Below are 24,895 nucleotides of genomic sequence, written 5' to 3' on the forward strand. Positions count from 1 at the left end.
TTTGATGAAATCCCGTATCAATGCAGTTATTTTCGCCGTGATATTAGCAGCCTTGCTGGTATCCTGTGCCAGCCGTCCTCAGCCCACAGAACAGGCGGAGGAACTTGAAGAGGTTCGTTCACCCTATACGGTTATCGAACACAAGAACACCCAGCTCGGCGGGCCCATCCCCGATTGGACCTATACTGCCATCGGTGCCCTTGAGCAGCAGGACCGTTTTGAAGAACGTTATCTCTACCGGTTTGAACGAATCGGACAGGATCTCAACGGTATCAAGACTCTTGCTGATAACCTGGACGCCGGTGCAGCCATTGCCCGGGAGATTAATATCCGGGTTCAGCAGAAATTCGCCGGTGCAGAAGTTGGTGACAACGACTTTGTTGAAACCTATTTCGAAAACACCGTGAAAGTGCTGGCGGACGCCAGGATCAGCGGGTATCGCAAATATGACGACTTCTGGATTCTCCGGGTTGATAATGAGACCGATGAAGAAGAATACGTCTACTACAGCCTGTTCACCATTGAACAGGATGAGGTTGACCGTCTCATCCAGGAGGCCATCTCCGGTCAGACAGCGGATACCGAAGAAGAGCAGACTGCCAAGGAACGTGTGAGGGAAATATTCGAAGAAGGCCTCTAATCCTTCTTCCGGATTTTACCTGATACGTTGCCATAGATCTGCAAGTAAATAATGTCCGCAGCGTGAGACGGTCCAGGCCGGCGCTGCGGGCCGTTTTTTTCGAGGTGCTACATGAAAATTTCCAGGCTGATTTCCAATATCATTCTCAGCGCACTTTTACTCAGTCTTGCCGCCTGCGCCGGGGGCCGTGGCCTTACCAGGGACCTCCCCCAATGGGTTATTTCACCGCCGCAGTCGGACGATGAAAATGAATATTTTGTGGTAAACGCAGGGAGCGACAGTGGAAATCTGGCAGACGCCGAGGAAGCTGCCGCACTCAATCTGCTGGGCGAAATCAACCGGGTTCTCGGTGTTGATATTTCCATGATCAGCGATGCCCGGGCCCGGGGCACCCTGGAAAGCTATGAGGCTGAAGTAGTTCAATCAGTGCAGCAGCAGGCCGAAGGCAGGATCAGCGGCCTTCGTATTGTAGACCGCTATGTCATTCAGACCGACAGCGGTGTCACCGTGTATATTCTGGCCTCCTATGAACGCAGCGAACTGGAGAGCGAACGCAGGCGACGGCAGGCTTTACTGGAAGAGCGGAGGGATGCCGTTGCCGTTCCCGAGGAAAAAGGGGAGCAGGCCGAATCAGCAGGCCGGCTATATGAAGCATTCCGCTTTTATGCTGATGCTGCGGTGGCGGCCTCCAGCAGTGACATCCGGAACAGCCAGGTGAAGCTGGAGCGAAACCTACAGAACGCCCAACGGGTTCTGGCCAATATGGAACTGAGTCTTCTGGACGGCCCCGACACCCTCATGCTGGGAGAAGCCCAGCAGCGTCCATTCAGAATACAGGTGCTGGATTCCCGGGGCAGAGGCGGCGGAATCACCCCCTTTGTTGTTTCCTACAGGGAGTCGGTGAATAACCGGGGGCGTCAGGTCCGGGAAACAGTCAACAGTGACAGTTCCGGAATTATCAGCTACCAAATCGGTAATCCGGGGATTATCGGGCGTCAGTTCATCAGCTTTTATCTTGATGCGGATCCCGTCCTGGAAAACCTCAGGCAGGCGGGGTTGGAGGGCAGTCCACAGTTCAGCGCCATGGAAGACGTGGCTGCAGATATCCGGGTTCGCTTTGAATTTGAAGTGGTTTCCCGGGCATCGGAAGTGCCGACCGCCGTGTTTATCAGGGAATTTGATATTGCCGGCAATACCATAGACAGCAGCTCGGTTCATGACGGGTTTATTCAGGAACTCAGCAGTGCGGGTTTCACTGTGATCGATCTCAGGACCATGAACGGAGATTTTGCCGATCCTCTGGAACTGGACGGTTCCAGGGATGAATTCCTCTCCCGTGTCCGAAACAGTGTGGATCCGGATGTGCAACGGGTTATCTTCGGCAGTGCCCGGATTGTTGAAGTGGATGAGCGGGACGGGTTTATTGTTCGAGTGCAGGGCAGCGTAACCGCGGTGGATCTGAGCAGCAACCGGATTCTTGCAACCCTCGAGTCAACGAAAAACAGCAGGGGCGCCAGCAGTTCCCGGGCGGTTTCAAGTGCATTTGCCAACCTTGGCAGCGATCTTGCCGGCAGGATGCTCAGCAGCCTTCGCTGAAGCATTCAGTCCAGAGCTCAATCTCCGGTGTACGGGTGAGGTTGGGCTGCTCTCTCCGCTACACGCCAACTCTATTCGCTGCCTCCGGAAAAAACCCATGGAAGACGATTTTTTCCCTTGTATTATCGTAAAAAAACGATTAACCTCAGTCGTATGAATCGGTGCTGCAGTCTTGAAATTCATGGCGATGATCAGGAACGCTTTCTCAGGATGTGCAAAGCAATTGGAAATCCCATTCGCTTTGAAATTCTGAAATTTCTGTTGTCACATCCCAGCTGCATAACCGGAGACATCGTGAATCATGTACCCATCGCCCAGGCTACGGTTTCCCAGCATCTGAAAGTTTTGAAAGAAAGCGGCTGGATTCAAGGGGAGAGTGAAGGGTCATCAACCTGTTATTGCATGAGCGATGCGGGCGTGCAGTGGTTCAAGCAAACCATCGGAGAAATTTTCTAACTCTGATTTTATAGTGCACAGAAGCTTGTGAAAAACATGGGTTTCCATAGAGAGGTTTAAAACATCCTCTCCCGGTAGTGTGATGGAATATTCACCCCGCCATATGTGAGCCCGATTTCCAGGATATTTCAGTTTCACAAGCTTCTGTGCACTGCGTTTTTTTTACCCCTATTATCGTAAAAATACGATTAACTAGGATCACAGGAGCAAAAATGGAATATGTGTACGAAATTGCCCGATTCATGGGCGGTGCGTTTGTAAAAATCTGGCCCTTGCTGGCCATTACCATCCCCTTTGCCGCAGCAATGCGAATAAGCGGTAATCACGCAAAGGTGACCCGCTTTCTCTCTGCCCGGCCGGCTCCTGCAATCCTTCTGGCAATGCTGATCGGAGCCGTGAGTCCATTGTGCAGCTGCTCGGTAATTCCTGTTATCGCAGGAATGATGGCTGCGGGTGTACCCTTGGGCCCGATCATGACCTTCTGGATTGCCTCACCGTCAATGGATCCTGAAATATTCTTTTTAAGCGTATCTACCCTGGGGATGAACCTGGCTGTGTGGCGCATTATTGCAACTGCAGTACTGAGCCTTGCGGGAGGAATCCTGGCCCATTTTATGCAAAGCCGTGGTTGGGTCGGACAAAGCATTCTCAAAGACGGATATACCACCCGGGTTTTCCGGCTTCTCCCCTGGCTCCGTGAGCGGGTATCTCTTGCCTGGACCCGGCTTGTTGAATCTCGAAGACCTAACGGGTATGCGGCCGAAACCTCGGTCAGTCCCGAAGTCCGGATTTCATCAATCGAGGGTGCCCCCCGGGAGTTCAGCCTCTCCGCTTCGTTAAGCCCGACGGCCGTACCTGGAGGGGATAGCTGCTGTACTCCCGGATCCCGGGTGTCCTCGGCGGCAAGCTGTTGCAGCGGGGAAAAGCCGGAGAAAACCTGCGAATGCTCAGGAGATGCAACAGAAGCTGCACATGACGGCCAGAGCCGGAAAGGAAGCACAAAGCCATTGCTGCGCCGGTTTTTCCGGGAAATGGGGCGCTCCGGCGTGATGGTGCTCCAGTTTATTGCATTGGCCTTTTTTCTTGAAGCGCTGATAGTTTTGTATGTGCCGCTGGAATGGATTACCGGTATATTCGGACAATCTGATGCAGCCAATATATTCATGGCCACTCTGGTAAGTATTCCCCTCTATACCACCAACCTGAGCGCACTGGGCCTTATGGGAGGCCTCCTTCAGCAGGGTCTTGCTCCGGCTGCGGTATTGGCCTTTCTAATCGGAGGCGCAACCACCACTCTTCCGGCCATGGCTGCAGTGTACGGCCTCACCCATCGAAGAGTGTTTGCCCTATATGTATCAATTTCCATTATTGGCTCGCTGATGTTCGGACTGCTCTACAGTATTTTCTGAAGTATTTTCTGATTCAGGTGGGGGGGAGATAGACAGTGCACGGAAGCTGGTTTACAGGCTTTGGTGCACTGTTTTCCCGTTGGCAAATTTACCGATGAGCAATGTATCGCTGAGCAACGCCTACTTCAGTTTTTTGCGAAGCTCTTCCAGCTCATTATCCAGTTCTGCGTCCTTCAGCTCCGCATCCATTTTCCGCGATTCGGCCTCCATGCGGTCATCCGGATTATTGGGATCACCGGGGCTGAACCCCGCCGCAGCCTGAAGGCCGGCAACCAGAGCGTCGGTACCTTCTCGGCTCAGTCCCCGTTCATCGTCGATCTGAGCATCTTTGAGCCGGTTTTTGGCATCCTCTATTTCACGATCCATTGCAAAAAACGAGTTTTCCAGTCCCGGAAGCCGGGTTTCCAGTTCACTGAGCTTTTCCCGGGCTGCGGATACCAGATCCTGCCGCTGGTGCTGCTCTGCCAGTTCCAGACGATCCTTCCAGACCTGAAGCTCATTCTTCAGATCTTTCAGCTGCTTCTCCCGTCGGTTCTTCTCTTTCAGTAAATCCAGCATGTACTGCTTTTCAATTTCCAATTGACCCATACCGCATTGTAATCCGCAGGAGATTTCCTGCACAAGATCATATTGGCCTGTATTGCCGTACATGAAGAACCGCCGGGACCGGTGTAAGGCTGACATACCGGCCCGGCCCTGCTATCTTACAAGGCATGAGTATGAACGGGATGATGCAGGACGACCGGATTGCCGCTTTGGCAACTCCTTTGGGAGAAAGCGCACTTGCGGTGATCAGAACAAGCGGTGAGGGTACGCTCCAGGCTTTGAGCAGGGGATTTTCCCGGCCCGGGACGCTGCAGGAGGCTCCGGGAAACACGATTATCTACGGCTGGCTCCAGTATGATGAATCGCGGCGGGTGGATGAAGTGACGGTTGCCGTTTTCCGTGCTCCCCGGAGCTATACCGGAGAGGAGAGTGCGGAAATTTACTGTCACGGCAGTATTCCCGGCATCCAGAAGATCATGGAACTTCTGTTCACTCTCGGGTTCCGTCAGGCCGAACCCGGAGAATTCAGTCTCAGAGCATTCATTAACGGCAAGATGGATCTTACCCGTGCAGAAGCTGTTCATGAAATAGTCAGGTCACAGAGCCGGAAAGCCCAGAGCCTGGCTCTGAACAGGCTTTCCGGAAGAGTCTTTGAAGAGATTGACCGGGTGAAAAGCCGGCTGGTGGATATTATGGCTGCGGTAAGCGTTCAGCTGGATTATCCAGACGATGAGCTCCCCGGAGAGGATGATGACAGCGGCTACGTACGTTCGCTGATTCCCATGGATACGGTACAGGATGCGGTATCGGGGCTCGAGCGTCTGGTCAGCAGCTACCGCAGCGGAAGGCTGTATCAGCAGGGGGCCAGGGTTGCCCTGGCCGGGCAAACCAATGCGGGAAAATCCAGCATGTTTAATCTTTTTCTGAAGGAAGACCGCTCAATTGTATCCAACATCCACGGAACCACCCGGGATTATATCCAGGCTCCGGTGGTGCTGGACGGCATTCCCCTCTCACTATACGATACTGCCGGGCTGCGGGAAGTGGATGAAATTATTGAAAAGGAAGGTATCCGCAGAAGCGGTCAGGTGATTGAAAATTCCAGCGTCATCCTGTATCTTGTTGACGGTACTAATTCCGACAAATCCGCTCATGCTTTTGATGAAAAGCAGCTGGAAAGAATCGGTGAATTGAATCTTCCCTGTGTGAAAATCTGGACCAAAACCGATCTTCCCCAATGCGCCCCGGCACCCAAGGGCTTTCTTCCCCTCTCCATGATCAGCGGTGAAGGGTTTGACCGGGTGCAGCAGGCAATGATGGAGGCTCTCCTTCAGGGCGAGCGCCTTGCCGGTGACGGCGATCTGGTAATCGACTCCCTTCGCCAGAAACAGCTGATAGATGACGCCCTGGACGGGCTTCAGCAGGCTTTGACCAGCATGGAGGGCGATCAGCCCCTGGATATTATTGCCATGGATCTTCAGCGATCCATCAGATCTCTGGGGGAAATTACCGGGGAGGTCAGTTCGGAGGATATCCTGGACAGGGTGTTCTCGGGATTCTGTGTTGGGAAATGATACGGAAAAATGACGCGGGAAAACGATACGAAAAAATGATACAGGCGGCTGACAGGGCGGAACAGGCTCTGAAGTAAGAGGTAATACATGGATTTTGATGTAATAGTAGTAGGCGGTGGACATGCGGGCATAGAAGCAAGTCTGGTTCCGGCCAGACTGGGGTTTCAGACTCTCATGATCACCCAGAATCTGGATACAATAGGTAAACTCTCCTGTAATCCCGCGGTAGGCGGTCTTGCCAAGGGCAATATGGTCCGGGAAATTGATGCTCTGGGCGGTGAGATGGGACGCCTCATCGATAAAACCATGATCCAGTACCGGGTTCTGAATCGCCGGAAAGGGCCCTCGGTGCAGGCTCCCCGGGCACAGGCTGACAAGATGCGTTATCAGGTGGAGGCCAAAAAAACCCTCGAGCTGCAGGAAAACCTGGAAATTTTCATGGATACCGTTGTTGACCTGATCTATGAGGGAGATTCCCCGGAGATTCGAGGTGTGGTCACCGAGCGTGGACGACGCATTACTGCCGAAAAGGTGGTGCTTACAACCGGAACATTTTTGAACGGGAAAATCTACATCGGCGAGTTCAACATGGATTCGGGACGGATCGGCGAACCCAACGCCCGCGGGCTGGAAAGGCCTCTGAAGGAACTGGGGTTCCGGATGGGCCGGATGAAGACCGGCACCCCTGCCAGGGTGCACAAGGACAGTCTGGATCTGGAAAAAATGGACGTTCAGTTCGGGGACGATGAAATGCTCTCTTTCTCCTTTTCCGGAGATGATGTTGGACGTCCCAACGAGCCCTGCTATATCACCTTCACCAGCGATGAAACTCATCGGATTATCAATGAAAACATGCACCGCTCGCCCCTCTTTTCCGGAGCAATTGAGGGAATCGGTCCCAGGTACTGTCCATCCATTGAAGACAAGGTGGTGAAATTTCCCCAGCGGAACAGGCATCAGATTTTTGTGGAGCCCGAAGGGATTGAAACCAAGGAGATGTATCTTAACGGAATATCATCATCCCTGCCGGAGGATGTTCAGGAAAAATTTATCCACAGCATACCCGGCCTGGAGAATGCGGTAATTATGAGGCCCGGATATGCCGTGGAATATGATTACATCGATCCCAGTCAGCTCTTTCCCACCCTTGAAGCCAAACTTTGCAAAGGTCTCTACATTGCAGGTCAGACCAACGGGACCAGCGGATATGAGGAAGCTGCGGCCCAGGGGCTGATAGCAGGTATCAATGCCTCCTTGAGCATTCAGGGCAGAGAGCAGCTGATTCTTTCACGGGCGGAGGCATATATCGGGGTTCTCATTGACGATTTGGTTACGTTGGGAACCAAAGAGCCCTACCGGATGTTCACCTCCCGGGCGGAGCACCGCATCAGCCTCCGGCACGATTCATCAGATATGCGGCTCTATAAAATCGGCTGGGAAATAGGTCTTCATGACCGTGCCCGCTGGGAAAGTTTCCTGGAGAAGCAAAAGGGGCTGGAGGAGATCAAGGAGCTTCTTGCGGGCAGACGGCTGTCGGAGAAGGAGCTGGATACCGCAATGGCAGTTCTGGGTGACAGCCGCCAGCATGTGGACCGGCTTCCGGGTAAAACATTTATGCAGATGCTGAAAAATCCGGCCACATCCATTGAGGATCTTGTAAAGATTGATCCAAAGCTTCTGGAAAACCGCCCCATTGACTGGATTCGCCAGGTTGAAATAGATATTAAGTACGAGGGCTATGTGGCACGGCAGGAAGAGCAGATTCTGCGCTTCAACAAGATGGAACAGCTGAAGATTCCGGCGGATTTTGATTATGACGAAGTTATGGGGCTTTCCAATGAGGCCAGGGAAAAATTCAGGGAGGTGAAGCCTCTTTCCATCGGGCAGGCCGGCAGGATCAGCGGGGTGAGAAACTCCGATATCGCCATCCTCATGGTTGCGGTGGCCCGCAGGCCGGGTCAGACCTCCCAGCAAAAGGCTTTGAGCCGGGAACTGCTGAACGGCAGCAAGATCGATTAATGACCGAAGTTAACCGTCAGCTTCTATACAGCGGACTTGAACAGTGCACGCCATCCTATCCCCCGGGCGGGGCCTCCTATCCAGCGGGTGAACCCCGCCGCTCCGAGGCCTCCGGTCTTGGGGGTTTTGCAGAGGATCTTGTACGTTACATTGATGAAATACTGCTCTGGAACCCCCGACTGGGCCTGATTGAAGGGGATGAACGGGATATTGTAATCCGGCATGTGCTGGATTCCGCCGCAGGGCTGCCTGTTATGTCCGCCTGCATTGCCGGTATCAGTTCACAGATGGGGCGGGAACAGCCCAACACTCTGCATCTGGCGGATTTGGGCAGCGGTTCCGGTATGCCCGGGCTGGTGATTGCACTCTGGGCCAAACACTTCCTCCTGCCGGAGGAGGGTGCTCCGCAACTTGCCGTTCATCTGGTGGAAAAACAGCAGCGCAGATGCGGTTTTCTGAAGAATGCGGTGGCCCTCCTGGGCCTGAAAGAGGGGGTGCGGATCCGGCAGATGAACAGCAAAGACCTTCAACCCGGGTTTCATGTGGTGACTTCCAGGGCCTATACGGCAGTTGATCCCGAAGAGCTGAGGTTCCAGCAATCTCTTTTGGCCGCACCGGGGGCGATTCTTGCCTACAAGGGGCGGAGGGAAAACCTGGTGAGGGATCTTGGAACGGATCTGGCGGAGAAACTGCAGATCCTTCCGGTTTCAGCCCGGGAGCCGGGGGCAAAGAAGCCGGTGCACCGGATGAAGCGCTTATCCAATTGTTGAGAGGAAGCGGAGAGATTGCTGCAATGCCCATGGAAGTTCCCGGGCTGGATGGCCAGCGGCATATGCTGATTGCCTGTTCGTCTCCCGCTGCCGACGATGAAGCTTCGGCGGCGGATGAGTAACCTCCGGAAGCGGATGACCAAGCCGTGTCTCTCTTTGGGGATGTAATCCGCTACGCACATTACATCCGGCCGGGTACTTGGTTACATTCGGGTTTTCCGGGAGAGGCGCTGCATGGATTTCAGCAGGCCAGGTTTATCAACCAGGTCAATGAACCGGGCTTCCACAAAGCTCTGAGCGGTTTCCGAAAAGCTTCCTGCGCAAATGCAGAAGCCCCGGCCCGCCTTGGTTTCCTTGATCCTTGAGTGGAGATCCCGCAATACAAATTCACCAACCACTCCGGTGGTGCGTACAAAGCGAAAAAGAACAATATCCGCCCAGGTGCTGGTTTCCACTTCTGCCAGAATGTCAGCATACTCGCCTTTGCGCACCTGAATATCGGTGATCTTGGTGTTGGCATTTCTGAAAAACATGGCTGACAGTCTGCGGCAGAGGGCAACGAAGTCGGCGTCGTTGGCCATCAAATACGTCTGAAGATGTTCATTCTGGGAGAGTTCACTGCTTCGCTTGATCTGGGCCGCCACATCCTTGTAATCCGGGTTCGCCTTGTAAATATCCTGAAGATGAGCCAGAGCGTCGCTCACCAGCTGCTGTTTCATTAATGCCGCTGCCAGCCGGTATTTCAGTTCAAGGCGGAGCTCCGGCTTGATTTTTTCATGCCGCAGCCCGATCTCAAAGTCCATCTGGGCTTTATCAAGCTGTTCCATTTTCAGATGAATGCTTCCGGCCATAATTGCGGCATGGGGACCGAAAACAGGATCGGGACGCAACTGTTCAAAAATCTTCACCGATTTATCGCTCTGACCCAGCTCATAATATCCCTGGGCCAGGAAATAGAGGGATTCCTTTTCATCGGGCCGTTCGGTGACCACGGTTCTGAGTTTGGTTACCGAATCGTTGAGGCGCTTCAGGCGGAACAGCGAGAGCCCCAGATATTTATTGCTGTCCAGATGTTCGGGATTGGTTTTTACCGCATTATTCAGATATCCTGCGGATTTTTCGTAGTTTTTCCGTTTATATTCGATTACACCCAGGTGGTAGTTGATCTCAAAGAGCTCCGAATCGAAGGTTCTTGCCAGAAGCAGCCCCTTGTAGGCCTCTTCCATCATGCCAAGATGGTATGCCGACAGGGCGTAGCGCAGATTGACGGTTTTCTCATCAATTTCAGGGTGGCTGCTGGCCATCTCGATCAACATGGCATATGAGCGGTGGGCTTTTTCCCATTCCTGATCATTGAAATAAATATCCGCAATGGTTGAAAGAGCTTCATGATCCTTGGGGTTCGATGCCAGCCGCTTGTTTGCTTCACGGATTTGCTGGTCCCGGTTCTTGGTCTTTTTCTTTTTTGCAGGTTTTTCTTCCCCGTCACCTCCGGTACGGGTGAATATCATCACCGCAACCAGGCTGAGAAGAAGGACCGCAATTCCGGCAATGAGCAGGGGAAAGAGGTTCATGTGTTCATTATTCTGTAGAGACGCAATACTTGTCAAGAAAAGCCAACAAACATACAATATGTACTGTCTACCAGGGGGCAGATATGATAGGTATCCGACTTGCGGACGGCACATATTATCCGGTGCTGGATGAATCCAGTCATTCACGGAAACGCTTTGTTCTCACGCCGGCACATGAAAATCAGCATTCGGTGCATGTGCTTTTTTACCATGCGGAAGATGGTTCATTTTCCAATCCCCGGCCCATCGGCAGGTTGGATCTCGACCAGCTTGCGCCTGCGGAATCGGTGAATGAGCAGGAGATATCCATAGCCATTAACGCCCAGCCCGATGGAAAGCTGAATATTACCGCCCGGGATGAAAAAGGCGGAACCACCAGAGAGATAATTCTGGACAGCATTCCTGATGAGGAAAATATGTTCAGCGATGAGGAATTTCATCCTGATGATGATATTTCACTCCCCGAACCCGGTGATTTTATCGGAGATAAGGAAGATATGGAGGCGCTGCACCGGGAGGCCGCAGCCCACGGGGGAGTGCTTGAAGCCCCGGTCCCGGATAATGGTCCTCAGGAATCTTCTTTTGATGAAATGGATGATATGTTTCAGGAGGAGGACGGGTATGAAGGAGGGGACGAATATCCGGAATCAGATGAGGAATTCGATGCGGAAAGCCATTTCGTGGAAACCAGAAAGGGTATCCGTACGGGAGTTCTTGCGGCACTGGTTCTCATATTCACTGCCGCCCTTATAGGATTGAGTTTTCTCATTTTCAGCCTGATGAAGGGTGAACCTGTGCCTCCCCTTGAAGCAGATGCGGACGACCTGAACGGGAGAGTTGTAAGAATGGTACAGACTGACCGGCGGGATTTCGCCGTAAGGACTGACGGCAGCCTGTGAACCATCCATGTAAAAAAACCTGTTCATACGGCCGTTTGACCTCATCCCGAGGTTCCAGCCGAATGGGGGAAAGGCTGGGGCTGTTTTTTTCAGTGATGCCTGTGTTTCTCCTTATTTTGTCATGCAGTTCTCCCTCCACGATGTGGGGTATGGATGCCGAGGAGTTTTCCCGACAGCTCCACATCCGGGGACCCGGAATGCTGGACGGTCTCAGTCTTGAACCCGATGATCTGCGATCTGCGGCATTCAGCTCCTCAGGAGCAGGCTGGTATCTGGGAAGGCTGTTCCAGGAAGCGGGGAAGGAGGATGCGGCTCAGATGCTGTATCTTCTGGAGTGGGAGAAGGGCGAACCGCCCTATGCATTTCCCGCCCTCCGTTCGCTGTTTGAGCTGCTTCTTCAGAGAGCCGAATACAGGGAAATTGTACAGATCAGCGACGGTCTGCTTCGCAGGAATCCTCCATCTCCGCTTGAATTCGGATGGATCTACACTCACCGCTACGAGAGTCTCATTGGACTGGAGCGTCCCCGCCAGGCTGCGAGCGAACTGAATGCATTGCTTCCGGATATCAGTGCCGCACCCCATAGCTTTCTCTACTACAAGAGCGTACTGGCCGCCCTCACCGCCGATTATACCGATCTGGAAGAGCTGCTCACCCCCTATATATTTGTATCCGATGCCCGTCTGGGCCACGGCCGGATTCTTGAAATCCTGGAAGAACGCTTTCCCCTCCGGGGTGTACCGGCGTCAATTGAACCCGTGCTCAGGGCCAAAACTCTTGCCCTCCGGGGAGATGCCCGGGAAGCGCTGGATATACTGAGTCCTCTGCTTCAGGAGAAGGGTGACCTGGTTCTCCGCTACGGTATGGAGAGGCCTGGGGAAGGGATTATAGCTGATTACTTCTCCGCTGCCCTGAACCTTGCCGGTTCCTCATCCGGCCGACCCGATCCCGGTGACAATGAAGCCCTCGCAACCGTCCTTCAGGTACTGGAAGATACGACCTCCCGGCTCTCACAACAGGCCGGAGCTCCGGCGGCGGGAAACTTCCGCGCCCAGGAAATGCTCCTGCTCTACGGTGAATACCGAGGCCGTATTCTTTTGGAGCTGGGACGGGCAGAGGAGGCTTCTGCGGTGCTTGAGCCTCTCTTTTTTCATGCCAGGGACCTGTATTCCGCAGCCCGTTCTCTCTCAAGGGAGCCATCGGGCGGTTTCCGGGAGCAGGATCCGGTTCTCCGCTTTTCGCTGCTCAGGGAGCGGCTGTTATGGCGCTGGCTGGACAGCCTGCAGCAGCAGCCGGAAGTGGGTGTGGATGATTTGGTGCGGCCCTGGAGCTGGGTACGGCATGATGAATATTTTTTCGATATCGGAGATGAATATATCAGCAGCCTGCTTCAACAGGAGAAGTGGGACAGGGTTAACTCCCTGCTGAACATTCTTCCCCGGGGACTGCAGCTGCGCTACGGTATCCCGGGGTTGTCGGTGCTGGAGCACACAGCAGACAGGGGTCGCTACCGCGCTTCGCCGTCAGCCGTGCGGGACCGTATTTCCCAGATGGCCCACGACTCCTCCATGCCGGTGTACAGTGTTTTGATCTCAGAACTGGTCATCGCCAGAGATGAATCACCTGGCGGCATGCAGCAGGGTTCCCGGGTAGCTGAGGAGCTTAGCAGCGGGAGAGTGATCAGGCATCTCTTTCCCATTACCAGAAGCATTCCCTATGAGGTGAGTGATGCCCGGCCCGCTGAACTGGACGCCCGGGAACATGCAGAAATATCCGAGATTTTCCGAGGGTTCCTCCGTTTCGGAATGTACCGGGATGCCGCAGGGTATCTTTCCCGGGCGGAACCCGGTTTTGAACCGGACCGGGAGATGGTAGTGAAGGGGGTTCGTTCGGCCTATAGCAGCGGTAAATGGTACCAGGGCATGCTGCTTCTGGAGACCGCTCTCAACCGAAGCGTAATGTACTCCCATGGCCTCCAGGGCTGGGTATCCGCCGCCGGAGATGAAGAAGAGCTGCTGAAGCTTCTGTTTCCCCTGAGTTTCCCCCGGGATGTGAAAATGTCCGCCGGCGAAAACATGGTGGATCCCCTTCTTCTCCAGGCCCTGATGCGGGAAGAGAGCCGTTTTAATGAAACGGCGGGCAGTCATGCCGGGGCTCTGGGGCTGGGGCAGATTATTCCCGAAACCGGAGCAGATATTGCACGGAGAATGGGGCTTGATAGCTTTGATCTCTTTAATCCCGGGGATAATATCAGCATGTCATCCTATTATCTGGCATATCTGCAGGGGCGCTTCTCAACAATCTGGGAAACCCTGGCAGCATACAATGCAGGACAGGGCAGGGTGGATCGGTGGATCGATGATCTTCCGGTGGATCTCATGCCGGGATATCTTCTTCAACCTTTCATCCCCTTCGAGGAAACCAGAAATTATATCCGCAGGGTGATTGAAAGCTGGATGATCTACCGGGTATTGTATGGAAATCTTGAGCAGGAGTTTCTGGAAGAGCTGATGTTCACCAGAATCCGCCCCCTGCGCTGAATGTAATTGGAGATTTTATGACTGCTCTTCAGGCTGCAGCCTTCGGACTTATCCAGGGACTTACGGAATTCTTACCGGTTTCCAGCTCAGGTCATCTTGCGCTGCTGAAAAGCATTTGGGGTTTTGAGGATGTGTCCATCCTCTTCGATGTGCTGCTTCACGTGGCCACTCTGGCGGCGGTGCTGATTGTATTCCGGAAGCGGATATGGAAGCTCATTCTCAGCCTTCTTCACGGCATCCGCGGCCGGGCGGATGAGGGCGACAGAATGCATCTGAAACTGATCCTCATGCTTCTTCTTGCTACTGTTATTACTGCGGTGTTGGGGATCGGGATTGATGAAATGCTTCAGCCCGCTTCCAATATCAAACTGGTTTCCCTGTTGTTTATTGTAACCGCAGGTATTCTTATTCTCAGTTCAAGGGTGAAGCCCGGAAACAAAGGCTACAAAGAGCTGGGAGTCAGGGAGAGCATCATTACCGGTGTGGCCCAGGGAATGGGCGTGTTTGCCGGGATCAGCCGTTCGGGAATTACCATATCAGCGGGAATATTCGCCGGTCTGAAACGGGAGGAAGCGGGGGAGTTCAGCTTTCTCCTGGCCATCCCCGCGATTTTGGGAGCTGCAATTCTGAAAATTCCCGAACTGGGAGACCTTCAGGGAAGTATCGGCGGACTTCCTCTCATATTGGGAATTTCCGCTGCCTTTTTCAGCGGTCTCATTTCTCTCATTCTGCTCATGAAGCTGGTGCGCAGCGGCAAACTGCACTATTTCAGTCTGTATCTCATCCCTCTGGGCATCGCAGGTCTGATATTTCTCTGATCAGCTGATATTTTCTTTTCTGCAGGCGCATAAACCCGGTCGCTCCACATTCTTCAGATGCTTCAGGCCGGCCTCCTTTCTACCGATATTCTGAGTCAGGGAGGGAGGTTTTTATGCGAGATGTTTTCCAATCCAGGGTGCTTGGCGGTATACTCACAGTACTGGGGGTGTATCTGCTGCTGTCCACAGCCGGGGCGGCTGTACCCGCACTCCAGGCCGGGTTTATTATCCGGCTGCTGGCTCTTCCCGGTGAGTTTCTTTATTCATGGTTTTTTGTCATGGGATTTTATCCCGGCATATATCTGGTATATAACGGACTGCTCATTGCCCTGGGACAGGACAGCCCCCGTTCGCTCTATGTCTCCAGCTTCGCCGCTCTACCGGTGATCAGCTTCGCGGCATTTCTGCGCTTTCTTGTGGATCCGGGGTTCGCCGATACGCTGCTGGCCTCAGTAATGACCGAGAGTCTCGGGCTGCAGCCTTCTCTCTATATATCCGGGATTCTCAGCGCAGCTCTGGTTCTGTTTACCATTCGCATGGCATTTTTGCCGGAGTTGTCCGCTGCTCCGACGGAAGATAACGATGTTGAAGACCTGGAAGAAGTTCCTCAATCCCTCCTCCCCGAACCTTCGGCCGAAACCTCCCTGTTCCGGGCGGACAGCAGTTCCCGTAATACATCAGCACAGAACCGCGCCGGAGACCCGGTAACGGCAGCCCGGGAATTCCTGCGAACCGAGTTGAGCAGGTATGAACCCGCGGGAGCTGAACTTGAAGATCCCGGTGAATATCCCGTCCTCACAGAGGACCCCGGGGCAGACCATTGGAGGCAGGCAGAGGATACCCATGTGGAAATGGGCTTTGACTCTTCAGCGGAAACAGCTGAACCGCAGATATCCCATACCGCTTTCGGCAGTTCTTCTGCAGGTCCTTCCAACGCCCCCCATGAGTACAGCCTGGAATACGGAAACGAAGAGGCGGTGGAACCTGAAGGTGAGGTGATCCATCTGAATCTTGGAAGCAGGTTTGTAGATACACAGGCGCCGGCACCGGCGGTGCAGGACGTGGCTCCAGCTGTTCATGAGAGCGGCGATTTTCATGAGAGTACCAATGTTGATGAGAGCAACAATGCACACGAGAGCAACGATGTTCATGAAAGCAACAATACTGAGGATCAGCTTTCGAATCCTGCTTCTACAGGGCCCTTCGGAGATTTCAGCATTGACGACCACTGGGAAGAAGAGGATGAGAGCGAAGATGATGCCGCCGGGGAAGACGATGAGTATGCCGGAGATGACGATGATCTGCCGGTAAATGAGGACCTCCTTCCCCATACGGAAGAGGAACCCGAGTTGAACTTTTCCCGGAAGACCGGCCCGTATGAAATTCCCATCGACGGTGTGCTGAGGGCACAAAGCTCCGAGTCCTACTGGGTTGTGGACCAGGCAACCAGTGACCAGGGGGAGGTGCTTCGCAACACCCTACAGGAGTTCGGCATTGAGGCGGAGGTCACCGGAATCCGAAAGGGTCCGGTGATCACCATGTTTGAAATACTCCCCGCACCCGGGGTGAAGCTGAACCGGATCGTGAATCTTGCCGACAATATCGCCCTGAGTCTGGCTGCCTCAAGTGTACGAATCGTGGCGCCTATTCCCGGGAAGCATGCTGTGGGGATCGAAGTGCCCAATAAGCGACGTCACCTGGTAACCTTCTCGGAAATTCTGAAGGAAGATGAGTTCATGGAGGGGGATCATGGTATTCCCGTGGCACTTGGAAAGGATATTACCGGGGATGCACAGATTGTGGATCTCACCAAAATGCCCCATCTGCTGATTGCCGGGGCCACGGGTGCCGGTAAATCGGTGTGCGTGAACAGCATTATCTCCTCGGTTCTGTATAGACGGGATCCCGACGAGGTGAAGATGATCCTCATTGACCCGAAGATTGTTGAATTGAAGTTCTATAATGATATTCCTCATCTTCTCACACCGGTGATCACCGATCCCAAGCGGGCGTTCCAGGCGCTTCAATGGTGCCTCTACGAGATGGAGCGGCGCTACAGCCTCCTGGACGCCATGGCCGTACGGGATGTGAAGAGCTATAACAAAAAAATTGTGGACAAGAAGATTGCCACCACCAAGCTTCCCTATATTGTGGTGGTTGTTGATGAGTTTGCCGACCTGATGGCCACCAGCGGAAAGGAGCTGGAGTCCACCCTGGCCCGCCTGGCGGCCATGAGCCGGGCAGTGGGCATACACCTGGTGCTTGCCACCCAGCGTCCCTCCACGGATGTGATTACCGGTCTTATCAAAGCGAACATTCCCAGCCGCATCGCTTTCATGGTTGCCAGCAAGGTGGACAGCCGGATCATTATCGATTCCGGGGGTGCTGAAAAACTCCTTGGCAAGGGAGACATGCTGTTTACATCTGCCTGGGACCCCTTCCCCCAGCGTATGCAGGGAGCATTCCTTTCGGAAGGGGAGGTGGAAACCATCGTCTCCCACGTGAAGGAGATGGGGAGTCCCGACTACATAGATGATGAAATTTTCTTCGAGGAGGAGGAAAGCGAGCTGGTTCAGGGTGAACTGGATGATCCTCTGATGCAAAAAGCCATAGATATTGTATGTACTGCCAATAAAGCGTCCGCCAGCTATTTACAACGACGATTGAGTATAGGTTATAATAGAGCTGCAAGACTAATTGAAGAAATGGAAGATATGGGGATCGTCGGTCCTCAGAACGGGTCGAAACCCAGAGAAATCCTCAAAAACAGGGATGTCATGTGAACGAGCTTTCGCGGTCAAAACGATGGCTTTACGGATCCGGGGATCTGAGCTTCAGTTTGGCCAATACATCAATCGGCGCGTATCTGGCGATTTATCTCACCGATGTGGTGGGTATTCACGCCAGCTTCGCTGCAATAATAATACTTCTGGGAGGGGTGTGGGATGCATTCACCGACCCCCTCATGGGCGTTTTGTCGGACCGGACCAAGACGGGAATGGGGCGAAGAAGACCGTATATTCTCTTCGGGGCCATCCCCTACGGCCTGCTCTATGCCCTTATCTGGTGGCGGCCCGAGTGGGCGGGGCAGGGATTCAATAATCTTTTCTACCCCATTGTGCTCATCCTCTTTCAGTCGGCGTCCACACTGGTGAATATGCCCTTTCTGGCGCTGACGCCGGAATTGACAGCAGATTACGATGAGCGCAACAGTCTTACATCCAACAGAATGATCTTTTCGATTATCGGATCGCTGCTGGCATTCACCATACCGATTATGATTATCGGGGAATTTATTCCGGCCAATGGTGCGAAGGTGTGGATCATCGGGATTGTAACCGGTCTCATATCCATTCTTCCCTTTGTCCTGATCGGCAGTCTCATAAAAGAAAATCCCCGCAGGCGGAAGGAGCATGGCATCCATCTGAATGTGTTCGCTTCCTTCAAAATCGTGAAAAAAAACCGTGCCTTTCTCTGGGCTCTGGGATTGTTTCTGTTCAGCTGGCTTGCCATAGAAGTTGTACAGGCCCTGCTGATTTACTTCATTAAATATCGGCTGCAGATGCCCCAGAATTCCGATGTGATTATGGCTGCGGTATTTGTCAGTGCACTGATCTCTCTCCCCTTCTGGGATCTTCTCTCAAGAAAGAGCGATAAGCGGAAAAGTTTTATTTTCGGAACATCATTCTGGCTGCTGATGCAGATCGTTCTGGTGCTGTTTCGGCCCGAAACTCCCCTGCCTCTCATCATTACGGTTGCCGCCCTTGCAGGAGTGGGAGTTGGCGCTGTTCATGTGTTCTCCTGGTCGATGATTCCGGACAGTATTGATGCCGGAGACCCCGAAGGAATGAGCCAGGAGGGGCTGTACTACTCGGTGGTGAGCTTTGCCCGGAAGCTGGCAAGCAAGGGCACCGTTTTTCTGGTGCTGTTCATTCTGGGCCAGTCGGGATATGAGGCCAATGCGGCAATACAAATTCAGTCCGCGGATAATGCCCTCGGCTTCATGATGGGCCCCCTGCCGACCCTGCTGCTGGGAATCGCAATCTTCTCGGCCTACAAATATCCGGTGCGCCGGGAAACAATCAGGCTGCCCTCATTGAAAGGGGCCTCAGGGGTTAAACCGGAAGCGGTTCCCGAGCCGGTGCGAACCTCCGAATCCGAAGAGGAATGATATGCCGGAAATCAGAACGATTAATCTGAGAAGCCGAAGAGCAAGAAAGCAGGTGCTTCTATTCCCGCACCGTCTCTATGCAGGAGACCCAAACTGGGTGCCTCCCCGTTTTCACGAACAGATGCGCACCCTCGATCCCCGAACCGGAGAGTTTTTTACACACGGATACGGGGAGTGCTTCGGCGCATTCGAAAACGGAACGTTGCGCGGAACTGTGTGTGTTGCAGAGGATGAGTATAAAAACCGGATTACCGGACTGAAAGACTGTATATTCGGCTTTTTCGAGTATGAGAATGATACAGCGGTTTTTAATGCACTTATGAACCGGGCGGTATCCTGGGCCAGGGAACATGGTCTGAGCCGTCTCATCGGGCCGTTCAATCTTGATTATGAAAATAACTACGGCCTTGTGGTGGAAGGGGAAGACCGGCTGCCCACCATGCTTTGCGCATATACCAAAGATTATTACCTGGAGCATATGCGGCGCTGGAATTTCAGCGAGGACAGGGGGCGGAATCTTGCATTTGAACTGGATCTTTCCCGTCCCAATGGGGAGATGGAGAAACTTTTCCGACTGGGAGACCGCTTGGTCAGCCGCAGCGATCTGCGGGTTCGGGGAGCGGATTTTTCCGATTTTGAAAACGAGGTTGAACGGATTTACTACCTCATAAACAAAAGTCTTGCCCATATTCCGGATTTCAAGCCATGGCACCGGGAGGATCTGGCCAAGACCTTGAAAGAATTCAAGAGCTTCGCGGATCCCGAACTGATATTGTTCGCCGAGATTCCCCGGGGAAGCGCCCTGAGCCGAAATCCTGAGAACCAGCCGCTGATAGGCGGCTGGGAACCGGTGGGCTGGCTCCCCGGTCTTCCGAACCTGAACGAATATCTGGTTCATACCGGCGGTTTGCGGTTTCCCTGGCAGTTTATTCAGTTACTGGCCCTTATGCGTCGGCAGCCCCGATGCCTCACCATCAAATCAGTTCTCATCCCCCGGAATATTGGGCAAAGGGAGTTAGTATCGGTCTGTTCAGCCGGATGTTTCAGACTGCCATCTCCCGGGGCTATTCCTGGGTGGACTTTTCTCTTACATCGGAAAAAAACCCCTACACCCCGGATCTTGCAAGGCGTATGGGTGCCCGGATGTATCGGGCCTATCAGGTGTTCACCCTGGAAATATAGAACGCAGTGAAGGTTTGCTTTTTCACCGTGCTTCAATTAGCGTATTGATTATGACAACTACGTTTACCGGGGAAGTGATGATGTTGCTCGGCAGCAGTGCTGCAATATTCTCTGCACTTGCTTTGGGGTATGCAGTTATCCAGCGGTATATCCCCGGTGAATCTGCTCTCCTGACCCGGAATCTGAAGACCCTGTTGTTTCTTCTTGTATCCACCCTGTCATTTTTTTCTGCCCAGGAGATAGCTCAGGGGATTTACGCCGAATCCGGTGAGGCATTGGTGCTTCTGGCCGTTTACTTTGCAGGGCCTTTGGGGGCTCTGCTGTCTGCGCTGATCTTTACATTCCTGAGACTGTATCTGGGGTCAGTGGGGTTTTCTTTTTCACTATTTTTGCCTCTTCTGATATTTCTTGTATACCAGGCGATCAGGTTCACTCAAGCCCGCCTGAGAGCAGGAGCCGGGGAGGCGATGGCCGGAATACAAAAACGATTCCGGAAGCTCTTCCGCATGACGTCCCAGGCCTCTCCTCTGGCCGTTCTTCTGTCGTCTTCAATGGCGTCTTCAATGGCGTCTCCTTTGGCCTCTCTTCTGGCACTTGGAGTTGCCGCAACAGCTTCTACCCTGATTCGCTACCGAATGCTGGCCGCTGCACAGGGGCTTGAAGCCTCCGGAGATTTTAATATACATGCCCTTGTTTTGTTCCCGCTGGTTCTTCTTTTCGGCGGGTTTATGAGCATGTCCGATTCTTCCCGCATGTTGCTGGAAAAACGCAGGAGGAGAGAGCTGGAATTCCAGCATTTGTTTGAGTACGCTCCCATACCGCTCTGGGAGGAGGATTATTCCAGGGCCTACAGCTATGTGAAGGAATTCGGGACTCCTCTGGAGGATCGGCAGGTGGAGAATATCATTTCCAATATATCCGAGTATTTTTCACATATTCGGATTGTAAATATGAATCAGCGTGCGGTCAGTCTTGCAGCTGCGGAAAGCAAGGAGGAACTGCTGGCTCGCCTGGATGAGACCTTTCTCCCGGAAACCGCCAGGTCGTTTATCCCTGAGATTCTTGCCCTGAGTGAACAGCGGATGAGCTGTTCCACACATTCAGAGATCCGGAATCTGGAAGGGAAGAGGCAGTATGTAAAAATTCAATGGAACGTACTTCCGGAATTCGCCAGAGATTACCGGCGGGTGATCGTGTCCTTCATCGATAATACTGAACTTATAGTTCAGGGGCAGCGGATTGAAGAAAGCATGGGCAGGCGCGGAGTGTTGATAAAAGAAATTCATCACCGGGTACGTAACAGTCTCTCAATTGCATACAGCATTCTTGCCATGAAACAGGAGAATTTTTCCACAGAACTTGAACGGCTTGCCATTACACGGGCCCAAAACCGGATTCAGACCATTGCGCTTCTCCACACTCGGCTGTATATGGACAATGAAGTGCTGATCATCCGGGTACGAAGTTACTTTGAGGAGCTAACCCGAATGATCTGCGCACCCTTTTCAGAAGAAGTGGAGCTGCGTGTACCTGATATTCAGCTTTCAATAGAGCAGCTGCTCCCTTTGGGGCTTCTCATGGGGGAGCTCCTATTCACCCGGCTCTCCCAAATACCTGAGGATGAAAGAGGGAGAACGCGAAGGGGTATTCTCACCATACGAAGCTACTTTCATGAGATTCACTGTCAGCTCAGTGATACTTTTCAGCTTCCCCGATCCGATGGTCGATCCATGGAGGATCCCCGCCTTACCCCGGTGGAGCTGATGATAACCGAGAGCCTGACTCTCCAATTACGCGGGCGTCTTTCAGAACGCACCGAGCATGGAGTTCATAATTATGATCTCTATTTTCCTCTCAGGGAGGGTATATGAAATTGCCCCGGATTCTCCTGGTTGAGGATGAGATTCTCATACGAATGTTCATGAAAAAGCAGCTGGAAAAACACGGTCTTACGGTTGCGGCTGAAACAGGGGATAGCCGGGATGTTGAGGATTTGGTGCTTTCCAAAACACCCGATCTTGTATTCTTGGATGTTCGTCTGGAAGGGCCGCTGAGCGGTACAGATCTTGCGCCGATCATTTTAAAGCGGAGTTCTGCCGCGATGGTTTTTGTCAGTGCCTATGAACTTCCTTCCCATCTTATTCCCGGGGATCCACGGGTGTTGGGAGTGTACCAGAAACCCCTGGCACAAAATTCGGTGAAGGAAATTCTGGGGAGATGGAATGAGTACCTGGTTTCTACCTGAGCTGCGGAAAATTCTGGTGTTCGGCGGGTACAATCTTGTCCTGGCCGCCGTCATGGGTCTGGGAAGCTGGTATTTGTTCCGCATGGGAGCCCGGTGGAAGACCCGGTTATCTGAGAATGCAGGTACACGGCTCATCCACATCGGCCAGGTTATCCTCTACACCCTGTGTACCGCTCTTTCAGGACTGTACGCGCTTGCGCTTGGTCAGGATCTGTTTTTAACCGGGGCGGTGAACCTGATTGCGGCGGCAACGGTATTCGCAGGTCTTCCGGCCGGCATGTTCAGTTCCCTGGCAGCGATGGCGGTAAATCCTCTGACATTTGCCAATGTCCAAATTGCCGGTTTAGGGGGGCTCCTGCTTCTTCCTCTGTTTGTCAGGCCTTTTTTTCGCCGTGGCGGCGGGGCCGGATGGCTGCGTCAGCTGTGGCCTGCCGCTGTTGCATCCTTGTGTTGTATTTTCCTGAATGCCCGGCAGTCTCCATCAATTACCGCTGATTGGATGGACTTTCTCCTTTTTTCACTGGCACTTCTCGTGATTAATTCCGCCGGGTACGCTCTTTTATATCTGTTTATCCGCATTCCCGGAGAGAACAGGTTGCTGATTCAAACTCTCAGCAGCAGGGAAGAAAACTACCGTCAATTGCTGGAACATGCGCCGATTTCTCTGTGGGAGGAGGACTTTTCTGTTCTGGCGGAATATATCCGGCAACATCCCGAAGAGTTTGTATCCGGCAGGATGGAGCATATTGTGAAGAATTCCTGGCGGTATTTTTCCATGATTTCGATTCTCTCCACCAACCGTGCAACGCTTCAACTGCTCGGGGCGGAAAATGCAGAGGAACTGATGCGCCGGTTACCCGAATCCCGTACTCCGGAATTCACCCATGCCCTGGCCCAGGAAATAATTGCAGTGCGAGACGGAAAGACCTTTTTTATGACCGGCACCAGCATCCGGAACTTTCAGGGAGAGCTGCTCAATGTGGTTCTCCAATGGAGTGTACTTCCCGGGCACGAAACAGATTACCGGCGAGTACTGGTATCCATTGTTGATATTACCCAGACGGCCGTTCAGGCCAGGGAGCTGGCGTTTGCGGATGCTCAGCAGGAACAGCTGATAGGAGAGGTACATCACCGGGTCCGAAACAGTCTGGCCATTGCCTACAGCATTATGGGTCTTGAATTGGAGGAGATGGAATCCCCGGAGCTGCGGGAACTCTATGCTTCAAGCATGAACCGGATACAGGCGATTGCCCTGATACACACCAAGCTTTATAAAAATGATGAGATTCTGGCCATGGATTTGGCGGGATACCTGGATGATTTGATCGGGATTATCACAAGCCAGACATCAGAATCCCGGATTTCCTGCCGTCTCCATTGTCCTTCCCGGACCGTTCATATAGATCAGGTGCTGCCCCTTGGAATTATGCTGAACGAAATGGTAATCAACAGCCAAAAACATGCATTCTCCCGGGACCAGACAGACCCGCAAATTGTTATCCGGGTGGAATTCAGCGGAAACAGCTGCAGTTTTCGGTATTCGGACAACGGACGGGGAATGGATCCCGGTATTCTTGATAGGGAAGGCGGCAGTTCTCTTGGTACCAGTCTTTTAAATTCTCTTGCCCTGCAGCTGGGAGGCCGGCTGAGCTACAACTACAGGGATGGGTGGTCGGTCTTTCTCCTGAAATTTCCTCTGGAAGATGTCTCTCTTCAGGAAGCTGTTACCTGATCTGTTTCAAGCCAGTGTCGGAAACTCTGAAAGTCAGCCGTCAAAGCCCTGAATTCGGTGCTGCGTCTTCCGATGTCCTCGATCATATGGGCATCGGAATTATAGAGAACAGGATACCCGGGATATGAATCAATCATGGGATTGTCCTTCCGGTACCACTCAAGACCATGATAGCGGTCATGGGGGATAAATCCCAGCTGACTGATCAGACTGAAATTGGCCCTGTCCACGTGGGCGGGAATTACCAATCCGTCTCGTTCCCTGACTTCCTCCACCAGTTGTGACAGGGGAATATCTGTCGCACTGATTAAAAGATAATCAATGGTTCCCAGAATATTTTCTGAAACATCCACGATGACCTGGTCCCCCATGCGCTCAGGCTTCAGGGGGATGCGCTGAATTCGGGATGAAATCCAGCCATCGGCATCCAGGGCCTGTGAGAGATGCTCGAATATTGCCAGGCAGTGGAGCTCTTCGGAGGTGGTGACTTCCATGCCGTACATGCATGCTATGCCCTCCCGGCGGCAGGCGTCCCGGAAGGCAGGACAATTTGCGGCACTGTTGTGATCGGTCAGTGCAATGAGATCAAGCCCTTTTTTTACCGCCTCTCTGGCAATGGCTCCGGGAGAACTGAACAGACTGCCGCAGGGGCTGAGACAGGAGTGAAGATGAATATCTGCTTTGAATGTCCTCAGTTCCTGAGAGTCCATGACGGCGCCGATCC

Annotated in this window: 19 protein-coding genes; 16 read left to right on the plus strand and 3 right to left on the minus strand. The window is 53.1% G+C overall.

All coding sequences use genetic code 11. From position 1 onward, the window contains the following. Window positions 1-4: 4 nt before the first annotated feature. The 4 genes from L21SP2_RS01180 (at window position 5) to L21SP2_RS16635 (ending at window position 4,101) form a co-directional block, all read left to right on the plus strand. The gene (locus L21SP2_RS01180; RefSeq protein WP_024266622.1) at window positions 5-640 is read left to right on the plus strand and encodes a hypothetical protein; all 636 of its coding nucleotides are present in this window, start codon (window positions 5-7) and stop codon (window positions 638-640) included. A 111-nt stretch (window positions 641-751) separates the two neighbouring features. Next, window positions 752-2,236: a hypothetical protein gene (locus L21SP2_RS01185; protein ID WP_024266623.1), complete on the plus strand. Its 1,485-nt coding sequence runs from the start codon at window positions 752-754 to the stop codon at window positions 2,234-2,236. Between the two features lie 153 nt (window positions 2,237-2,389). Continuing rightward, window positions 2,390-2,692: an ArsR/SmtB family transcription factor gene (locus tag L21SP2_RS01190; protein ID WP_041400973.1), complete on the plus strand. Its 303-nt coding sequence runs from the start codon at window positions 2,390-2,392 to the stop codon at window positions 2,690-2,692. A 212-nt stretch (window positions 2,693-2,904) separates the two neighbouring features. Further along, window positions 2,905-4,101 carry a permease gene (locus L21SP2_RS16635; protein WP_024266625.1) on the plus strand — a complete coding sequence of 399 codons (1,197 nt, stop codon included), beginning with the start codon at window positions 2,905-2,907 and terminating at the stop codon, window positions 4,099-4,101. A 120-nt stretch (window positions 4,102-4,221) separates the two neighbouring features. Here the strand turns inward: L21SP2_RS16635 and L21SP2_RS01205 are convergent, their stop codons facing one another. Next, window positions 4,222-4,785: a hypothetical protein gene (locus L21SP2_RS01205; protein ID WP_144082885.1), complete on the minus strand. Its 564-nt coding sequence runs from the start codon at window positions 4,783-4,785 to the stop codon at window positions 4,222-4,224. A 35-nt stretch (window positions 4,786-4,820) separates the two neighbouring features. Between L21SP2_RS01205 and mnmE the strand changes: the two genes are divergently transcribed. The 3 genes from mnmE to L21SP2_RS01220 all read left to right on the plus strand — a co-directional run bounded on the left by mnmE (window position 4,821) and on the right by L21SP2_RS01220 (window position 9,010). Next, window positions 4,821-6,221 carry a tRNA uridine-5-carboxymethylaminomethyl(34) synthesis GTPase MnmE gene (gene mnmE / locus L21SP2_RS01210; RefSeq protein WP_041400976.1) on the plus strand — a complete coding sequence of 467 codons (1,401 nt, stop codon included), beginning with the start codon at window positions 4,821-4,823 and terminating at the stop codon, window positions 6,219-6,221. A gap of 87 nt (window positions 6,222-6,308) precedes the next feature. After that, complete coding sequence (mnmG, locus tag L21SP2_RS01215; protein ID WP_024266628.1) at window positions 6,309-8,240, plus strand: tRNA uridine-5-carboxymethylaminomethyl(34) synthesis enzyme MnmG; 1,932 nt, start codon at window positions 6,309-6,311, stop codon at window positions 8,238-8,240. Then, window positions 8,240-9,010: a 16S rRNA (guanine(527)-N(7))-methyltransferase RsmG gene (locus L21SP2_RS01220; RefSeq protein WP_024266629.1), complete on the plus strand. Its 771-nt coding sequence runs from the start codon at window positions 8,240-8,242 to the stop codon at window positions 9,008-9,010. Before mnmG ends, L21SP2_RS01220 begins: the two co-directional genes overlap by 1 nt. A 203-nt stretch (window positions 9,011-9,213) precedes the next feature. On the opposite strand, the gene L21SP2_RS01225 is transcribed toward L21SP2_RS01220, so the two are convergent. Beyond that, window positions 9,214-10,584, minus strand: a complete 1,371-nt coding sequence (locus tag L21SP2_RS01225) for a tetratricopeptide repeat protein (protein WP_024266631.1) — start codon at window positions 10,582-10,584, stop codon at window positions 9,214-9,216. Between the two features lie 83 nt (window positions 10,585-10,667). Between L21SP2_RS01225 and L21SP2_RS01230 the strand changes: the two genes are divergently transcribed. From L21SP2_RS01230 to L21SP2_RS01270, 9 genes are all read left to right on the plus strand, one after another. Then, window positions 10,668-11,483, plus strand: a complete 816-nt coding sequence (locus L21SP2_RS01230; protein WP_024266632.1) for an Hsp70 family protein — start codon at window positions 10,668-10,670, stop codon at window positions 11,481-11,483. Between the two features lie 95 nt (window positions 11,484-11,578). Further along, window positions 11,579-14,023: a flagellar assembly lytic transglycosylase gene (locus tag L21SP2_RS16640; RefSeq protein ID WP_425277219.1), complete on the plus strand. Its 2,445-nt coding sequence runs from the start codon at window positions 11,579-11,581 to the stop codon at window positions 14,021-14,023. A 17-nt stretch (window positions 14,024-14,040) separates the two neighbouring features. Next, the gene (locus L21SP2_RS01240) at window positions 14,041-14,841 is read left to right on the plus strand and encodes an undecaprenyl-diphosphate phosphatase (protein ID WP_024266634.1); all 801 of its coding nucleotides are present in this window, start codon (window positions 14,041-14,043) and stop codon (window positions 14,839-14,841) included. Window positions 14,842-14,954: 113 nt separating this feature from the next. Next, on the plus strand, window positions 14,955-17,624 hold the full coding sequence (locus L21SP2_RS17805) for a DNA translocase FtsK (protein WP_024266635.1): 2,670 nt from the start codon (window positions 14,955-14,957) through the stop codon (window positions 17,622-17,624). Beyond that, complete coding sequence (locus L21SP2_RS01250; RefSeq protein WP_024266636.1) at window positions 17,621-19,012, plus strand: MFS transporter; 1,392 nt, start codon at window positions 17,621-17,623, stop codon at window positions 19,010-19,012. Before L21SP2_RS17805 ends, L21SP2_RS01250 begins: the two co-directional genes overlap by 4 nt. A 1-nt stretch (window position 19,013) precedes the next feature. Further along, window positions 19,014-20,204 (plus strand): hypothetical protein, encoded by a 1,191-nt coding sequence (locus tag L21SP2_RS01255; RefSeq protein WP_024266637.1) that lies wholly within the window; start codon window positions 19,014-19,016, stop codon window positions 20,202-20,204. Window positions 20,205-20,244: 40 nt separating this feature from the next. Next, window positions 20,245-22,065: a sensor histidine kinase gene (locus L21SP2_RS01260; RefSeq protein ID WP_144082886.1), complete on the plus strand. Its 1,821-nt coding sequence runs from the start codon at window positions 20,245-20,247 to the stop codon at window positions 22,063-22,065. Then, window positions 22,062-22,439 (plus strand): response regulator, encoded by a 378-nt coding sequence (locus tag L21SP2_RS01265; protein WP_024266639.1) that lies wholly within the window; start codon window positions 22,062-22,064, stop codon window positions 22,437-22,439. The genes L21SP2_RS01260 and L21SP2_RS01265 overlap by 4 nt, the downstream gene beginning before the upstream one ends. Further along, the gene (locus L21SP2_RS01270; RefSeq protein ID WP_024266640.1) at window positions 22,417-24,171 is read left to right on the plus strand and encodes a sensor histidine kinase; all 1,755 of its coding nucleotides are present in this window, start codon (window positions 22,417-22,419) and stop codon (window positions 24,169-24,171) included. Before L21SP2_RS01265 ends, L21SP2_RS01270 begins: the two co-directional genes overlap by 23 nt. Here the strand turns inward: L21SP2_RS01270 and L21SP2_RS01275 are convergent. Next, window positions 24,153-24,881, minus strand: coding sequence for a PHP domain-containing protein (locus L21SP2_RS01275; RefSeq protein WP_024266641.1), 729 nt, complete (start codon window positions 24,879-24,881; stop codon window positions 24,153-24,155). The two genes, L21SP2_RS01270 and L21SP2_RS01275, sit on opposite strands and share 19 nt — an antisense overlap. Window positions 24,882-24,895 lie beyond the last annotated feature (14 nt).

The sequence above is a fragment of the Salinispira pacifica genome (assembly GCF_000507245.1).
Taxonomy (GTDB): domain Bacteria; phylum Spirochaetota; class Spirochaetia; order DSM-27196; family Salinispiraceae; genus Salinispira; species Salinispira pacifica.